Here is a 16,358-nt window from a genome sequence, read left to right as displayed (position 1 = left end):
ATCCAATTAAAATATAAAATCAGCGTGCCAATTTCGGTTCCAACCACAACCAGCCCATCCCCAAAAGAAGCACAATATAAAACCAATATAGCGATATGGGATGCAACACTTTTCTTGATTCGGAAATGGAAGTCCCAAAAGTAGGTTCGGAACCAAATTTTTGATGGTTGGACCTTAGTACTTCGTCTTGTTCCAAGGTTTGAAGTTGATTGTCATCATAAACAAAATACGGGAACGTAACAACGGAGTCATTGGATACCCGCAGTTGGTTCCAACCAGTTGCTCTCGGGTATTCCACACCGGTCCACTTATTTATCAGCAATCCATCTTGAAGCAATGGGATGTTTGTATCTTGATTTGTCTTTACCTCAACATCATTCAAAGCGGTACGGAGTTCAAAATGAAAAGGTTCATCAGTTCTGGGAATCCGGGTAATCGCTTTCCAAGATACCAATGTTTCCCGTTCCCTTGTAATGCTGTTGAGGATTTGTGTCCATATTCGGGCATAGAGATTTTCTTTGCCGTCCAACACCAATTGGTATGTGTTCTGTAGCAAGGTTGTGCCCACTTTTCCCCTTTGCATCGGTAGGTAAGATGCTATGGTGACCGAATCCAACAAAATTTCCTGTGCCCTCCAAGCTTCTTTAAATTGATATGGATATTTGGACAGGTTTTGGACAGGTGCCCCCAAATTGATGTCGTTCTTATAATCCTGAATGAATTTGAATGGGGAACGACTTTCCGAAAGACTGAACAAACCTTGGCTGGGCTGCACAAAAACACCGAGTCCGGATGATTCCATTGCAGCTTCCATCGCCTGTTTGGATGCACCGGTAAGCCCTGCGTAAGAATCGGAGTCCAACACCAAAAGGTCATATTCTTTCAGGTTTTCTGAAGTGAAACCATAAATAGGACTTGACGCCCCATTGAAATATTCGAACTTGTACTTTCCTTTCGTGAGCTGTGTCCGTGCCAAGACCTGATGCCCTTTCTCGGTCAAGAAATTTTTAAGGTACTTTGTCTCAAAAGTGGGAAATGTATTGATCAATGCTACTTTTAACGGGGCTCCTTTTTCCACCTCAACGGGCAATGGCTCTTTTGATATTAGGTTTCCCTCATCATCTTTTTCCAAAAGGCCATAAACAAACCGTCCGCTAGCTTTAGGAGCTGCCCTTAATTTCACAATCTGCTGCTGCTCACCAAAAACAACGGAGTCCAACGGATTGCCACCGTTATCCACCAAAACGGCCCAATGTCCGTTTTTAGGATTGGCATATTTGGCATCTACCTTAAAAAAGTCGCCCAAAACCACTTTCTTTTTATAGGAAATGCTCGTCCATCCCGTTATTGCCTCCCCACCCAAAAAAGCAACGGACTTGTCTTCCAATTGCCAAAAATCATATGGGGCAAGGCCATGGCCCATTAGAAAAATAGAGTCCGTATCGGTTAAAATGGACAAGGTTTGACCTTTGGTATACTTTACGGTTTTTATACGCTTGTAAATTGATTTTAGACTGTCCAACTGTTCGGGGCGGTACCCGTTGGTCAATACGATCGCCTTCCCTTTTGTGGATTTTTGAAACGTTCCCGGTTTGAGGATGATCATCACCAAGGAAGAAAGTGCAAAAAATGATGCAATCAGTTTGGGCCAAAACCTTCGTTCCCTTCGCTGTGGCCATTCTTTCCAAACAAAGACCGACCAAAGTACGAGACCCATCAAAATTATGGGCCAAACAAGTTTTGGATTCATAAAAACCACACCATCACTCATAAACACCAAGTTCTTTTAGATACAGGAGATTGATTTCGTCCTGATATTGGCTCTGTTTCATTGGATTGTCCTCTACGTTGGGCAAAACGGACAAGAGATTTTTTTGAACCTCCCTATACCCTTCCCTGGTTCTGTTCGATGCCTTTTCCAAGTCTCTCAGGCCCTGTAAGACTTTTAGATACTTCAATGGTTCCGATATGGCCCTTTGTGCCAATTCGTTGCCCGCATCCAAGAAAAGTTCACTGTCATCCGAATTAAACTTTTTCTTGTTCTGGATCAAGGATTCCAACCGATCAATGGCCTCCCTTGTTGATGCAAAGGGCATTTTATAGGCAAAATCCTCCTTTTTATCAAAATTGGTGATTTCCTCAGTATCACCGCTCAGCCTGTTTTCCTCTTTAATGGGCGGTGGGTCAAAACCGATACGGTGGACATAGATCCTGGCACTGTTTTTTATATCCTGAATGATTTCAAGGGCATCATGTTGGTAAGGCAATGATTTTTCCGGCTCGTACAGTCTCAAGTACAGTTCGGCGTCCCACATAATGTTCAAGGCCTCCCGAAGCTTTGCTTTTAAAGATTTCTCGAACAGGGTGGACTCTTCCGGGTCGTCATGGTTGTGCACATAATCGTGCAGTAAATCTTCCTGTTCTTGGGTGGCTGAATTGTTACCGGGTCCACTTTCATCTTCGTGGTCATGATCGTGTTCCTCCACTAGATTGTGTTCGTTTTCGCTATCGTGTTTATGGCTGTATTCGTCCAATAAATCTTCTTCTTCCCCTTCGTGATCATGTTCATGGTCATGTTCTCCCTCACCTTCTACATGTGAGACCTGTCCCGGCGCCGATTGCATTTCGGTTTCGTCGCCCATAAACTGTCCATATTTTAAACGCAGTTGTTTCTGGTCAAAGCCCAGTTCGTTGCTCCTGAATTTGAAGTCTTTTTCAGAAATATTGGGCTTATCGGCAATCAGTTTTTCGGTATCAATAATCAGTTGGCGCTGACTCCTAAAATAGTCGGGCATCAAGTCCACGCCCAAATTGCCCTCAACCGCAAATGCATCGGTCACCGTATCGCGGATTACGGCGAAATAGGTCTCGCTACGGGCAACGTTTGGCGAAGGTGCTTTTTGGTCCAATGCCTCCACATAAAAATAAAGCTCATCTCCCGGGTCCATTTTTAGGGCATCCAAATCCACTGGCTGCCTTAATTGAATCGACTTTTTTCCTTTGGGTATGGGGTTATCAAAACGTACTTTTTCCTCCCTGAACTTTACGGATTCTCCCGAACCTTTGCTCACGGTGGCGATGATGTAGGCCTCCCCTATTCCAAAATCATCCGAAATACGGGTGGTGAACATCAATTTCTTTTCATCATCAAACTCAAAATAACTGTAATTGTCCAACCCTTCAATTTGGACCATTGGCGGTTCATCGTTGGCCATTTCCAAAGAATAGAGATCACTAACGTAAGTATTGCCCATGGTATCTTTAAACGTGAAACTGTAAAATCCCGAAGTTTCCAAAGTCTTGGACAACTGGTACGCCCCTTGATTTTTTGACAGGGCAATCCGGTCGCCCATCAAATCCATTTCTACTTCCCCGACCTCTCCCTCAAACCTAAGGTTCCAAATAATTTTTGCCCCCTTTACGGCACTTATGTTTGGATCATTGGTATGTATGGTTGCCTTTCCCGTATAACTTGGGTATTGGATCGTGATTGCCGTTTCAATCAATTCTGGTATCTCGATCGTGGTGGACAGACTATCCTTTGGTGCAAAAGTGATTTGCTCCCTATCCGGGGAATTCACCGAAGAATTTCCCCAATTGCTCCATATAAAATTTCCTGCAAGACCGCATAAAATCAACCCAAACATAACAAGGGTGGCCTTTAACAAGTTATGTGGTGGCCTCAATTTGGACAAAACCGGTTCTAATTGCGATGCTACCCTGTATTGTTGCAACTTGGACAAATTGGATAGTTCGCTGGATGGTGACAATAATAGTCCGCTGCTATACCCGGCTTGGGGCAAATGGGCATCAATATAACCCACGGCATTTTCCGAACTGATGCTCCATGGCCTTAAAACAAAAAAAGCTATTCCGGCAGCTATAATTAGGGCAATAATTCCGTAAAGCAGGCCATGGGTCCATAAATAGACCAGGCCGCCAAACCCGATGCCATATAGGAGCGCTTCCATATATTTGGACTGCTGCCATCTTTTTTGAAACCGTTGTATGGACGCCGCTCCCATCATTGTTTTTTATAATTTGATAACAACCGCTCAACAATCATCAGCAGGGCAAGGAAACCGAACACCCATAGGGAAATATCCAAAAAGGTCGCTCTTTCCCTTTTTCGTTTGGGTTCCACGTAATTCGGTTTGAGTTGTGACTCGTCCATTTGCCTTGCATCGATGCCGGCCACAAGATTCTTTAAGTCCCCATTCAAATCCAATAGGTGCAATAATTGCTCCGGCAATCGTTGCTCCACCGTATTCTTTGGATTCAGCCTTGCTGTTAGATAAAATAAATTTTTCTCCTGCCCAGGTGCAATCAATTCTTCGGTTAAGGGGTCTTCTTGATATATCACCCTTTTACCTGCTACTTGATTATTCTGAAAAGTGCCCAAAAGAATGTTCAAATCAGCATGCTCGTGCATTGCTTCTTCGGTTTGGTGAACGTTGATTTCCTGGTTCAAATAAGACGATAAAGCTTTAAAAGATGCTTCAATAAATTTGCTCTCTTTCTCAAAATCTTCCGTTGCATACATATTTATGTGAAGGGTGTCCAAGTTTCTTAACGGAACGGTCTGCGAAGCATCCGAAACTATACGAAGACTGTCTCCTTCGGCAATAATCTCAAAACCATCCACTAGGCTTTCCCTTTTTATTCGGGTCGCCATACCATTGCCCGAAGCTGTTACCAATTCCACTCCTGATTCACGATTAAAAGCCATCAAAGGTTGGGACAGGGTTTCTTCCGCATCCATGACCACCCAATGGATTTTTTTCTGGGTATCCGGACGTTTGGATTTGATTCCCTTTACCAATGCCCGTGTAAATATCACTATGCTATCGGAACGCAAAGAGTCCATTTTTTGCACCAATTGCCAATAATTGGGCCGTACTTTTTCCGATTTATGGTCGACATCGGCTTCCCAATCCGGAAAACCATTTTGTAACAACAATACCGGGGCACTTTCCTTTAAACTGTCCAGAACGCTTCCAATGGAGGGTTCATTGGCAATGGCCGGCTCGACCAAATAAGTAATTTGTTTGGGATTGCCCTTGGTACGCCATTGTGGCCCTGCCATTAATAAAACCACCAAAGCTATTATGAGCATACGGAGCAACAGCAAGAACCATTCGTTCAATTGAATGCTGCTGGATTGTCGTGAATTGGATTCGTCCAACAACTGGATACTGCCAACTTTTATGGTTTTTGCATCTTTTTTGCTCCACAAATGAATGGCCAAGGGAACCAAAAGTCCCAAAAATGCCCAGAGATATGACGGATTCGCAAAAACCATTTATTTTAATCGTATTCGTTCCTTTAAAAAGAGCTGTAAAGCATCGGCTAGGTCATTGTCCATTCGAAACAAATGATAATGCACTCCTTGTGAGAGCAATTGTTCCTTGGTCTGTTCTATTTTTTCATTCAAGGTCTTCAAATAGGTGGCTTTGGCTTTGTTGACATCCACTTTTACCTTTGCTCCTGTTTCCAAATCTTCAAAGACAACAGATGTATTATAATCGAAATCCATTTCATTTCCGGCCATAATTTGAAGCACCACCACCTCATTGTTGGCGGTTTTCAGATTTTTCACAAAGTCGGACAGTTCGGAAAGATCCTCGTACATATCCGTCAGGAAAAAAACCAGTTCCTTTTCTCCCCTATTATGGATTCTTCTGGATGCAATGGATAGTTCGGGCCATTTTCCTTTGGTGGAAATCTTCAAAAGTTCCAACAACAATCGGTTGAAGTGTTTCTGGTCCGCTTTGGGGTATATGCTCACAAAATCATCCTCGTTGAGCGCAAAAAGCCCAACTGAGTCACCCTGTTTTTGGGCCAAATAGGACAAGCAAGCCACCATTACCCGAGCAAATTCCAATTTGGAAATGCCATCTTCTTCGTGCTCCATGGACGCACTGGCATCAACAATAAATTTAACGTCCACGTGACTGTCCACTTCGGATTGTTTGATGTAATATCTACCTGAACGGGCCAACATCTTCCAATCGAGCAGCCTAAGGTCGTCCCCGGGTTCATAACCTCGGTATTGACTGAACTCCATTCCGGGCCCGACACTCTTGCTCCGGTGCAGACCGGAAGTGTAGCCTTCAACCACAATACGCGAGATCAGGCTAAGGCCGGATACGGTATTGATGACTTCCGGTTTTAAAAGGTCGTGGTAGTCCCGTGCTGCCATTATTTATCCCTTAATTGTACTGCTTTCAATATTTCCTTGGTTACCTTATCCGAAGTAATTCCTTCGGCATCCGCCCTAAAGTTTACGAGCACCCTGTGTCGTAAAACCGGCAATGCAACGGTCTGTAGGTCTTCCAAAGTCACGGCCAATCGGCCTTCCAAAAGTGCATTTGCCTTTGCGGTCAAGATCATCGCCTGACCCGCCCGTGGACCAGCGCCCCAATCCACCCATTGTTTCACGTAGTCTACCGAGGTAGTATCTGGTCGGGTGGCACGGATTACATCACTCACATATTGGATCAATCCATCACTAATGGAAACTTCACGGACCAGCTGTTGCAATCGTACAATATCTTCGCCTGATAGCACCTTGTTCAATTGCGCCTTTTTGGTTCCGGTAGTTGCCTTTAAAATCTGTGTTTCTTCTTTATCCGTAGGATAACCTATTTTGATGTACAGCAAAAATCTATCCTGTTGTGCTTCCGGCAGTACAAATGTTCCCGATTGTTCAATAGGGTTTTGGGTGGCCAGAATAAAGAAAGGTCTATCCAAAGGATAGGTTTTGTCCCCGTAGGTCACCTCGAACTCTTGCATGGCTTCCAAAAGCGCTGCCTGTGTTTTGGGTGGTGTTCGGTTGATCTCATCTGCCAAAATGATGTTGGAGAAGATTGGCCCTTTGTTGAATCTGAAGAATTTTTTGCCCGTGGTATGGTCTTCTTCCAAAATTTCGGTCCCGATAATGTCCGACGGCATCAGATCGGGCGTAAATTGTATCCGTTTGAATTTTAAATCGATGGCGTTGGAAAGTGTACGGATCATCAAGGTTTTGGCCAGTCCGGGAACACCTTCGAGCAAGGCGTGCCCACCTGCAAGAAAAGTAATGAGCAGTTGGGAAACTGTGTCCTCTTGGCCAATGATGACTTTTCCAATTTCTTTTTTAAGGGCGGTCAGTTTTTCTGAGAGCCCTTCTACTTCACTTGCAATTTGTTGTAGTTCTTTATCCAAATTAGTATCGTTAAGAGGTTAAAGCATATAACACAATATTCACCCCAAATCGGGTATTGTCAATTTTGTACCAGCGTTTGTTTCTAAAATCGTAATCCCATTCGCAACCATAGTCCTTGTTGCTGTAGAGCACACCTATCCTACCATCGATAATAATGGCCTTGAGGTAATCGTGGACAAGGTCGTCCCCCCAACCGTTCAGTTCTTGGGATGTAGTGGGCGGTCCATCATCAAACTCAAAGAAAATGGTATAGATTTCGTGGTCATTGGGAATCTTTTTTAGTTCTCCCGGTCCGAATATCTCATCCATTTGGCGTTCGAACGATTTTGCAAATAGGCCATCGATATCGTGGTTGCAGTCATCAGCAAAGACAAAACCGCCATTGCGCACATATTTTTCAAAGTTTTCCCGTTCCTTTTTGGTAAACTGCACCAATTTATGACCCGAGATATAACAGAATGGGCTTTTAAAAATATCGTCGCTGGCGAGGGTAATGATTTTTTCCTGAGTGTCTACCTTCAAAGTGGTATACTCGACCAAAGAATTCAGCAAGTTGGAAGGCATACGCTGGTCCACATCCCAATCGCCTGATTCGTACTGTAATCGTGTAAAAAAGAATTCGTTATCCAATGCCATTTGGGTAGTTGGCTAAAATCATTGTCAAAATAAAAACTGGCGATCAAGGCTAACCTGACCACCAGTTTGTTTTGATTCCTCTGTTTATACCGCGTCCGAAAGACTGGTGAACGTAAAGTCACGAATCTTCATATAGGGTATCAAGTTTCCTTCGACACGTACTTGTTCGCCAAGGGACTCCAAATTATTCAACATAATAATTGGGCTCTCGTTAAACCTAAAGTTTTTGACAGGGAACTTGATTTGTCCGTTCTCGATATAGAACGTTCCGTCCCTTGTTAAACCAGTGTACAATAAGGTTTGTGGGTCCACACTACGGATATACCAGAAACGCGTGACCAAAATACCTTTTTTGGTTCCCTTGATCATATCTTCCAGGCTTTCATCCCCTCCTTCCATAATGGCGTTGCTGGGGAATGGAACGGGTTCCACACCTTTCTGTTCCGCCCAATAACGGCTGTAGGCCAGGTTTTTTACAACTCCGTTCTCTATCCAACTGGTTTTCTTCAAGGGCATGCCTTCCCCGTTCCACGTGGATGTTGGCACGTCCGGATGCAATGGATCGGACCAAATATTGACACGCTCATCAACTATTTTTTGACCGATTTTTGTCCCCCCATCCTTAGCGGACATAAAACTCCTGCCTTCATCTGCAGATCTTGCATCAAGAGATCGGAACATGTTTTGCAATAGCCCGATCGATGCCGCAGGCTCCAAAATAACCGTATATTTTCCAGGTTCTATGGCGCGCGCCTCTTTGGACATCACAGCTTTGTCTATGGCGACTTTTGATGCCTCTGAGGCATCGAACTTATCAATATCGTTATAATCCCTGGTCACCCAACCGGAACCTGTACCGTCGTTGGTACGCATGGTCACAGTAAAGTCCACATTGGTGGATTGATTGTAAGCGAACAGCCCCTTGGAATTGATCATGGCCGAAAATCCGGCCGAATCGTCCAAGAAACCTGCTGCCGTAACATCTTTTGCGGCGGCGGGAACGATACTGCTATTGGCCACCTCAGCTCTGTATTCGGGCGTTACATTCGCGGTAGCTTCCTTGTAAGTGATCGCTTCATCGTATTCCTGCGGCTCCAAGGGAGACATAAACTCAGGGTTTTCGGGAGATAGCTGAGCTAGTTCTTCCGATCTTTTCACCACCTTTTCAAGTGATGCATCATCAAACTCATCTATGGTAGCCGTTCCCACTTTTTTTCCGAAACTTGATTGTACCACCAAGCTTTGGGTAGATCTATATCCTGCTGTGGACACGGTATTCCGTGCATATCGAATGTTTCCACTGTTACTTCCACTTAGGTTTATCTCGCAGGCATCGGCACTGGAAAAGCTCAATGCTTTCTCCAAAATCTTTTTTGCTTCTTCTTTTGTATATATAGCCATTGTCTTATTATTTAATTTGAATAAACCTTAAATGGTCCTACCTGTATTGATTACGTTGATTCCGTTGAATCTTGATGTGGAACTACCGTGAGAAACGGCACTTACCTGGGACGGCTGTCCTTTTCCATCGAAGAATGAACCGAACAACCTATAGTCGTCCTTATCACATATTTTGGCACAGGAATTCCAGAACTCCTGGGTGTTGGACTGATATGCAACGTCTTCGAGCATACCTACTATCTCACCGTTCTTGATTTCGTAGAACAAGGTTCCTCCAAACTGGAAATTGTAACGCTGTTGATCAATGGAGTAAGAACCACGACCCAGAATGTAGATGCCTTTTTCCACATCTTTGATCATATCCTGCAAAGAGTATTTTTCCTTGCCCGGCTCCAATGAAACGTTGGGCATTCGCTGGAACTGGACATCTTCCCAACTTTGGGCATAGCAGCAACCATGCGATTCGTTTTGATCGATCATATGCACCTGGTCCCTTATGGCTTGATAATTCACCAAAGTTCCATTTCTGATCAAATCCCATTTCTTGGTCTTTACGCCTTCATCATCATAACCAACGGCACCCAAAGAGCCTTCTTGGGTCTTGTCCGCGACAATGTTCACGATATCGCTACCGTAGTTAAAGTCTTTTGACTCCCATTTGTCCAAAGTGGCAAAACTGGTTCCGGCATAGTTGGCCTCGTAACCCAATACACGGTCCAGTTCCAATGGGTGGCCTACGGATTCGTGAATCGTTAATCCAAGGTGGTTGGGTTCAAGTACCAAATCATATTTGCCGGCCTCCACGGATTTCGCAGACAATTTCTCTTTGGCCTGTTTTGCGGCCATGGTGGCATCTTCAACAATATCGTAGCTTCTGTTGTATAGTTTGATGCCCTCTGGACCTTGAAGTTTTTCTGATTCCAGGCCATCCATATACTCGTAGCCCATGCCCATGGGTGCGCTCAACGCCTGACGGCTCCTGAACTTTCCTTCTGCACGGTCAATGGCCGTAACGTTAAAGGTTGGCCAAATTCGATGGACATCCTGATCAATGTACGATCCGTCGGTGGAAGCAAAATACTTTTGCTCGTTCACCATAAAAAGGGCCGAGTTTACAAAGTTGGCGCCATTTTCCATAGCTGCCGAGTTTGCACTCAATAGCAAATCAACTTTTTCCGAAATAGGGACTTCCTTAAAATCCTTTTTTATAGGTGTTTTCCAAGATACCTCTCCATGTCCCTGCACCGGAGCCAACACAACGGGTTCCTTTTGAATCTTGGCATTGGCCTTGGCAATGGAAACCGCATGCTGTGTAGCCTTTTTGATTCCGTCCTCGGTTACATCGTTGGTAGAGGAGAATCCCCAAGTTCCATTGGCAATAACCCGTATTCCAATCCCGAAGGATTCGGTGTTCACCACGTTCTGAACCTTATCCTCACGCGTAAAAACGTATTGGTTCAAATATCTTCCGATTCGGGCATCTGCATAGGAAGCTCCCATGGACTTTGCCGTATTCAGGGCAACGTCGGCCATTTTCTTTTTTAGTACGGTATCCATGCCCGGTTCGAGCAAGGCTTCCGCAGGAATGTCATTTCCCAGAAGAAGCGAGGGCATCATCATGGCCCCTGCACCCATACCGGCGTACTGTACAAAATCTCTTCTTTTCATCTGTTAGTTATTTGATTTGCTTTGAGTTAATAAAAGGTAAGTATATCGCAAAAGTGATTCCTTCAAATACATAGTTGGTACTAAAAATAAGTAGCACATTGTTAGTATTATGTTAATTTTAACCTAAAATCCTTAAACGACGACCCAAAGGCCCTGAACGACTTTTTATAATCCCCAACACCGTTAAATAAAGCGTACTACATCCTAACTCCCCGACCATAAATTCAGCGGGGTACGTCCACCTAGCTATCTGTAGGGATTTTATATTTTTTGTTACAATAAAGAGGTTGAATAGGACTTTTTGCTTTCTTCGCCCGATGCGGAACAATTTTAAATCATCTCCTCTATTGATCAATTGAATTCCGGCTAGCGGTCGTCCGCACCAAAGGATTTTTTTACCAACGCTTTAAATTGGTTTTGGGTCATGCTGTCGGTTGTTTCGGTTTTCTTCACTTTGTCCGCTAAACGGGAATGTCGCGTTTTTAGGGCGTCCAAAAATTTATCCGGGGTTTCGGCAGGGCCAAAAATCGCCAATTCATCGGCATCGGAAACTTGCTCGGCAATCTCTTCAAAGTATTTTTTTAATTGGTGCTTCTCCCTTTCAAGGTATTTGCTGTCCTGGACCACATCCTGCGGTCCCCATTTTGTTTTGGAGCGCGCACCTCCCTTGGGATTATAAAAATCCAGTTCCGATACTATGTTAAAAAAACTTTCCTTTCCATTGTTCAACACTACTCCGTTGGTCTCTTGTTTGTCCAGCCATATTCCTATCTGTTTCATAAAATCATCTTTTAAATTACAATTCATTTTATTTTGGGCATTTCTTATCCATATCAAAAACCCAATGCTTTGATTATAAAATACAAGAATTTCTATGTTTTTGCTAGGATTTATATCAATTTGAACAGCAATCTTGGCTCAATGGGACGAACGGAGGTACCAAAAATGTGATTTTACTGTAAGACCTATTATTGAAGGAAGGTTACAAAACAATTACAAAAAATACTGATTTTGATCATGCATAAATGTCGATTAGATCAGTATATTTATTCCCGAGCTAAAAATTAAAAAATGTTGGAATCTGGAAAAAATCAAGTGAACGAATTGTACCAAAATCTGGGAAGGTTGTTTTATGCCGTGGCCATGGCCGACCACAGTGTTCATATGAAGGAAATGGAAAAGTTGAACGAAGTGGTCCGTAACCATTGGTTGGATGTTGATGATATTGAAGATGAATACGGAACCGATTCCGCTTTTCAAATTATTTCTGTTTTTGATTGGTTGTTGGAATATCAAAAGGAGAGTGATGAAACCTACGAGGAGTTTGAAGCCTTCTATATGGACCATAAAACACTGTTCACCCCAAAAATAAAGAAATTGGCCATGTCCACTTCAAGGGCCATAGCTTCTGCATTTTATGGCAGCAATAAATCGGAACTCGTTCTGTTGGGTCGTTTGCAGTTGCTTTTTGATAAATAATCAAATTTAAAGGATAACCCCAAAAACCTTTGAGCGTTCGGGTTAAAGTTGACCGTTATGATTGCACAAATCAAATTTTGCGGTACGTGAACTCATTTTAATATCTACCCGGCAAAGAGTACCTTTATATGGAACCAATTCCCAAAAAATGATCGTTCATCAATTCGACCAGACCAATTCTATCCTGAATACCTTTATCGCGGAGATAAGGGACGTGGACATTCAAAAAGATTCCATGCGCTTTCGGAGGAATATTGAACGTATCGGAGAAATACTTGCCTATGAATTGAGCAAATCCTTGGATTATAGGGATACAACCATACAAACACCTTTGGGCAACAAAAAGACCTTTACATGTTCGGACAAGGTAGTGCTCTGTTCCGTGCTTCGTGCGGGTTTACCGCTCCATCATGGAATTTTAAGTTATTTTGATGATGCCGAGAATGCTTTTATTTCGGCCTATCGGCACCACCCTAACAATGATGACGCTTTTGAGGTGGTCGTAAAATATTTTGCGGCCCCAGTTCTCGATGATAAAGTGTTGGTACTGACCGACCCTATGCTGGCCACAGGAAAAACCTTGGAGAATGTTCTTGATGCCCTAAAGTCCCATGGCGAGCCCAAACAAATTCACATTATATCCGTTATAGGCTCCAAAACAGGGGTGACAAAGGTTGCGGAGGTGTTCCCAAAAAACACCCAATTGTGGATCGCCGCCGTTGACGATGGACTTACCAGCAAGGGTTATATTGTTCCCGGATTGGGCGATGCCGGGGATTTAAGCTACGGTCCAAAATTATAACCGTTCAAAATCAAGAAACGGCACTTTTGGAAACATCTACCTCTTTTACCGTTCTACCTTTTTGGATGGACAAACGTACATCTTCCAAAATTAGATATAGGCATGGAACTATGACCAAGATGATCGCCGTGGCGAATACGATACCAAATCCGAGTGAAATGGCCATCGGAATCAAATAAAATGCTTGACTTGAGGTTTCCAAAATGATGGGTGCCAAACCGCCAAAGGTCGTCATTGTGGTTAAAATAATCGGGCGGAACCTTCGCAAACCGGCTTCGTGAATGGATTTGTAGATTGGGTCGCCTTCTTTCCGCCGTTTATTGGCATAATCGATCATGATTAACGAATCGTTCACTACGACCCCGGACAGGGCAATCACCCCCATCAAACTTACAAGTGAAAGGTCGTAACCCAATAAAATATGACCGATTACGGCTCCTACAATACCAAATGGGATTGCCGTCATCACTATCAATGGTTGTACATAACTGCCAAAAGCAATGGCCAAAAGGGCATATATCAAAAGCATGGCAATCGCAAAACCGGCCTTTAGGGTACTCGTGCTTTCGCGCATATCGGCCTGACTTCCTTCGAAGGTCCAAGTGATTCCTGGAAAATCCGCTCTAAGTTGGGGCAAAGTTTCTTCCTGTACCTTTGCAATGACCCTGTTTACGGCATTTGCTGGTTCCACATCCATTCCAACATTTACCACTCTACGTCCATCCCTGCGGTTGATACTGGTAAATGCCTCGCGCTGTTGCACCTCGACTACATCCATTAATGGCACCTCCACTCCATCCTGTGTACGAATCAGAAAATTTTCAAGGTTTTTGATGTCCTTACGCTCTTCCATGGGGAGTTTTACGCGGACTTCGATTTCGTCCATGCCACGGAGCTGCCTCATGGCCAAGGCCCCAAAAAAACCGTTCCGGACCTGCCTTCCTACCTCGTTGGATGTAAGCCCAAGGTTTCTTCCTTGTGGCAACAGTTTAAAATCATATTGTAGTTTTCCTTTGTTGTAATTATCGGTGACGTCCCTTGTGTTGGAGAACAATTCCATTCGCTCAACAAAGGCGGTGCTGGCCTTCTCCAGTACATTGATATCGGTATGGCTCAAATCTATGCTAATGGCCTGACGGGCACCCCCCGGGCCTCTTTCTGCCTCAAAGGTAATTTGATCTACCCCTTCTATGTCCCCGATATTGTCGCGCCATAGAGCGATGACCTCACCGGCGGTAATATCCCTCTGGTCCGGTGGCAGCATCACAATTTCGACATCTATAAAATTTTGTCCCCTTACATTGGTCTTGATCCCTTCGGCAACCTCATACAAATTATGCTCTTCGAACATTCTTTGGGTAGCATCGGAAATATCGTGGGCCACCTTTGCCGCTTGATCCGGTGTGGTACCTACGGGCAATCTAACGCCTGCTTCTATTTCGTCGGCCGCCACTTCGGGCATCATGATCATGCCCATATGTCCACTGTAGCCATACCCTCCAACAATCAACAAAAGTGCCACTGCACTTGACAAGGTTATATATCTATGTCGAAGACATTTATCCAATAACGGGCGGTACCATTTATCTACCAATTCATTGAACTTGTTCGCAAAAGCGCCTTGCCAACTCTCCAGTTTGCGCACCCATTTGTTCTTGCTCGGATTTTTTTTGAGATGGGCCAAGTGTGATGGCAGGATAAAAAGTGCCTCCAGCAGGGAAACCGCCAATATAACGATAACAACAGCGGGCAACGGCTGCCAGAACTTACCGGTTTCACCCGGCATAAAAAGCAAGGGAACAAAAGCAATGATCGTGGTAGTGATACTGAAAACGACGGGCAAGGAAACATCCTTGGTCCCCGCAATGGCAGCTTTTATAGGGCTTAATCCCTTTTTTCTGTATTCGTACACATTCTCCCCCACTACAATGGCATCATCCACAACAATACCGAGTACGACCAGGAACCCGAACATGGATATCATATTGACGCTAATTCCGATCAAGGGAAGAAAAATCATTCCCCCGATAAAGGAAACCGTCATTCCCATCATCACCCAAAAGGCCAAACGGTATTCCAAAAACAGGGTCAATATCAACAACACGATAATAATGGCCAAAACGCCATTCTCTGTGAGCAATGACAATCGTTCACGGTAGTCAGAAGCCCTGTTGCTATCGGTTCGGTAATTTACGCCGGGCGGCAATTGAAAATCCTTTAAAATGCCCAAGGTAACATCCTCTATTTCCATGGGGGATTGATCGCCTATCCTGAAAATCTGGAGTTCCACATAATTCTGTTGGTTGAATTGACCGTGAAAACCTGTTTCTTCAAAATCATCGGTAATGGTAGCGATGTCGCCTAAGCTCACCTTTGCTCCCGATGGTGCCGAAACAATGGTGATGTTACCAAATTCATCGGCCCATTGTTTGCGCTCTTTCATCCGAAGTAAAATCTCGCCGCTCTGCGTTTGAACTGCCCCTGCCGGCACATCGTTGCTGCTTTGCTGAATAATGTCCGCCACCTGACCAAGGGTGAGGTTATACTTTTGAAGATTGTTTCGGGTGATCTCTACACGGGTCTCGTAGTCGGGCACATTGTTGAGTTCCACTTGGGTTATGGCCGGATTACTGAGCATTATGCTTCGGAGGCGTTCGGCAAGTATGCGCAAGGTCCAAATATCCGCTTGTCCGTATAATCCAATTTGAATAACATCGCGTTGCCTTGATCGCAAACTGACCTCGGGCCGCTCTATATCGTCTGGGAATGTTCTGATCCGGTTAATGGCCTGATCAATATCCTGAAAAGCCTTCATACGTTCGGAACCTGCAACCAATTCAATACTGATCTGTGCTGAACCTTCATCGGCCTGTGAAACAATTTCCTTAATGCCCTGAACACTTCTAATGGCCTCTTCCACAGGTTGAAGAACACCTTGCTCCACTTCTGCCGGGGAGGCCCCTGGATAAACTACAGACACATCCACAAAATCCAATTGGAACTCAGGAAAAACTTCTTTTTGAATGGTGTACATGGTAAAAATTCCTCCACCCAATAGAATCAACATCAATAAATTGGTCGCTATTGAATTTCGGGCCATGTAGCCTATGGCGCCTTCCTTTCTTACTTTCTTGTCCGTATCATTATCCTCCATCTTAGCAGTTT

12 protein-coding genes are annotated in these 16,358 nt (G+C 44.1%); 2 read left to right on the top strand and 10 right to left on the bottom strand.

All coding sequences use genetic code 11. From position 1 onward, the window contains the following. Nucleotides 1-19: 19 nt before the first annotated feature. The 9 genes from GVT53_RS04985 to GVT53_RS04945 all read right to left on the bottom strand — a co-directional run bounded on the left by GVT53_RS04985 (nucleotide 20) and on the right by GVT53_RS04945 (nucleotide 11,692). Nucleotides 20-1,771 (bottom strand): hypothetical protein, encoded by a 1,752-nt coding sequence (locus GVT53_RS04985; protein ID WP_166247713.1) that lies wholly within the window; start codon nucleotides 1,769-1,771, stop codon nucleotides 20-22. Then, entirely contained in the window at nucleotides 1,764-4,028 is a 2,265-nt protein-coding gene (locus tag GVT53_RS04980) for a tryptophan-rich sensory protein (RefSeq protein ID WP_166247712.1), read from the bottom strand. The genes GVT53_RS04985 and GVT53_RS04980 overlap by 8 nt, the downstream gene beginning before the upstream one ends. After that, the gene (locus tag GVT53_RS04975) at nucleotides 4,025-5,302 is read right to left on the bottom strand and encodes a BatA domain-containing protein (protein ID WP_166247711.1); all 1,278 of its coding nucleotides are present in this window, start codon (nucleotides 5,300-5,302) and stop codon (nucleotides 4,025-4,027) included. Before GVT53_RS04975 ends, GVT53_RS04980 begins: the two co-directional genes overlap by 4 nt. Beyond that, nucleotides 5,303-6,202 carry a DUF58 domain-containing protein gene (locus GVT53_RS04970; protein ID WP_166247710.1) on the bottom strand — a complete coding sequence of 300 codons (900 nt, stop codon included), beginning with the start codon at nucleotides 6,200-6,202 and terminating at the stop codon, nucleotides 5,303-5,305. Then, complete coding sequence (locus GVT53_RS04965; protein WP_166247709.1) at nucleotides 6,202-7,206, bottom strand: AAA family ATPase; 1,005 nt, start codon at nucleotides 7,204-7,206, stop codon at nucleotides 6,202-6,204. Before GVT53_RS04965 ends, GVT53_RS04970 begins: the two co-directional genes overlap by 1 nt. Before the next feature lie 10 nt (nucleotides 7,207-7,216). Then, nucleotides 7,217-7,837 (bottom strand): DUF4159 domain-containing protein, encoded by a 621-nt coding sequence (locus tag GVT53_RS04960; RefSeq protein ID WP_166250424.1) that lies wholly within the window; start codon nucleotides 7,835-7,837, stop codon nucleotides 7,217-7,219. A gap of 90 nt (nucleotides 7,838-7,927) precedes the next feature. Further along, nucleotides 7,928-9,244 (bottom strand): TldD/PmbA family protein, encoded by a 1,317-nt coding sequence (locus GVT53_RS04955; protein WP_166247708.1) that lies wholly within the window; start codon nucleotides 9,242-9,244, stop codon nucleotides 7,928-7,930. Between the two features lie 27 nt (nucleotides 9,245-9,271). Further along, on the bottom strand, nucleotides 9,272-10,912 hold the full coding sequence (locus GVT53_RS04950) for a TldD/PmbA family protein (RefSeq protein ID WP_166247707.1): 1,641 nt from the start codon (nucleotides 10,910-10,912) through the stop codon (nucleotides 9,272-9,274). Between the two features lie 366 nt (nucleotides 10,913-11,278). Next, complete coding sequence (locus GVT53_RS04945; protein ID WP_166247706.1) at nucleotides 11,279-11,692, bottom strand: hypothetical protein; 414 nt, start codon at nucleotides 11,690-11,692, stop codon at nucleotides 11,279-11,281. Nucleotides 11,693-11,983: 291 nt separating this feature from the next. On the opposite strand from GVT53_RS04945, the gene GVT53_RS04940 reads away from it, so the two are divergent. Together GVT53_RS04940 and upp are read left to right on the top strand one after the other, a co-directional pair. Then, the gene (locus GVT53_RS04940; RefSeq protein WP_166247705.1) at nucleotides 11,984-12,391 is read left to right on the top strand and encodes a hypothetical protein; all 408 of its coding nucleotides are present in this window, start codon (nucleotides 11,984-11,986) and stop codon (nucleotides 12,389-12,391) included. Between the two features lie 148 nt (nucleotides 12,392-12,539). Then, a complete protein-coding gene (gene upp / locus GVT53_RS04935; protein ID WP_166247704.1) occupies nucleotides 12,540-13,193 on the top strand; it encodes a uracil phosphoribosyltransferase in 654 nt (217 codons plus the stop codon). Nucleotides 13,194-13,203: 10 nt separating this feature from the next. On the opposite strand, the gene GVT53_RS04930 is transcribed toward upp, so the two are convergent. Further along, entirely contained in the window at nucleotides 13,204-16,347 is a 3,144-nt protein-coding gene (locus tag GVT53_RS04930) for an efflux RND transporter permease subunit (protein WP_166247703.1), read from the bottom strand. Between the last annotated feature and the right edge of the window lie 11 nt (nucleotides 16,348-16,358).

This window comes from Flagellimonas oceani (assembly GCF_011068285.1).
Classification (GTDB): Bacteria; Bacteroidota; Bacteroidia; order Flavobacteriales; family Flavobacteriaceae; genus Flagellimonas; species Flagellimonas oceani.
The sequence above is the reverse complement of the archived record's forward strand: the minus strand, read 5'-3'. Positions and strand labels throughout refer to the sequence as shown.

Excerpts from the sequence above, each read along its gene's own strand:
- GVT53_RS04985 (WP_166247713.1), bottom strand. The coding sequence starts at position 1,771 with ATGAGTGATGGTGTGGTTTTTATGAATCCAAAACTTGTTTGGCCCATA.
- GVT53_RS04980 (WP_166247712.1), bottom strand. The coding sequence starts at position 4,028 with ATGATGGGAGCGGCGTCCATACAACGGTTTCAAAAAAGATGGCAGCAG.
- GVT53_RS04975 (WP_166247711.1), bottom strand. The coding sequence starts at position 5,302 with ATGGTTTTTGCGAATCCGTCATATCTCTGGGCATTTTTGGGACTTTTG.
- GVT53_RS04970 (WP_166247710.1), bottom strand. The coding sequence starts at position 6,202 with ATGGCAGCACGGGACTACCACGACCTTTTAAAACCGGAAGTCATCAAT.
- GVT53_RS04955 (WP_166247708.1), bottom strand. The coding sequence starts at position 9,244 with ATGGCTATATATACAAAAGAAGAAGCAAAAAAGATTTTGGAGAAAGCA.
- GVT53_RS04950 (WP_166247707.1), bottom strand. The coding sequence starts at position 10,912 with ATGAAAAGAAGAGATTTTGTACAGTACGCCGGTATGGGTGCAGGGGCC.
- GVT53_RS04945 (WP_166247706.1), bottom strand. The coding sequence starts at position 11,692 with ATGAAACAGATAGGAATATGGCTGGACAAACAAGAGACCAACGGAGTA.
- GVT53_RS04940 (WP_166247705.1), top strand. The coding sequence starts at position 11,984 with ATGTTGGAATCTGGAAAAAATCAAGTGAACGAATTGTACCAAAATCTG.
- upp (WP_166247704.1), top strand. The coding sequence starts at position 12,540 with ATGATCGTTCATCAATTCGACCAGACCAATTCTATCCTGAATACCTTT.
- GVT53_RS04930 (WP_166247703.1), bottom strand. The coding sequence starts at position 16,347 with ATGGAGGATAATGATACGGACAAGAAAGTAAGAAAGGAAGGCGCCATA.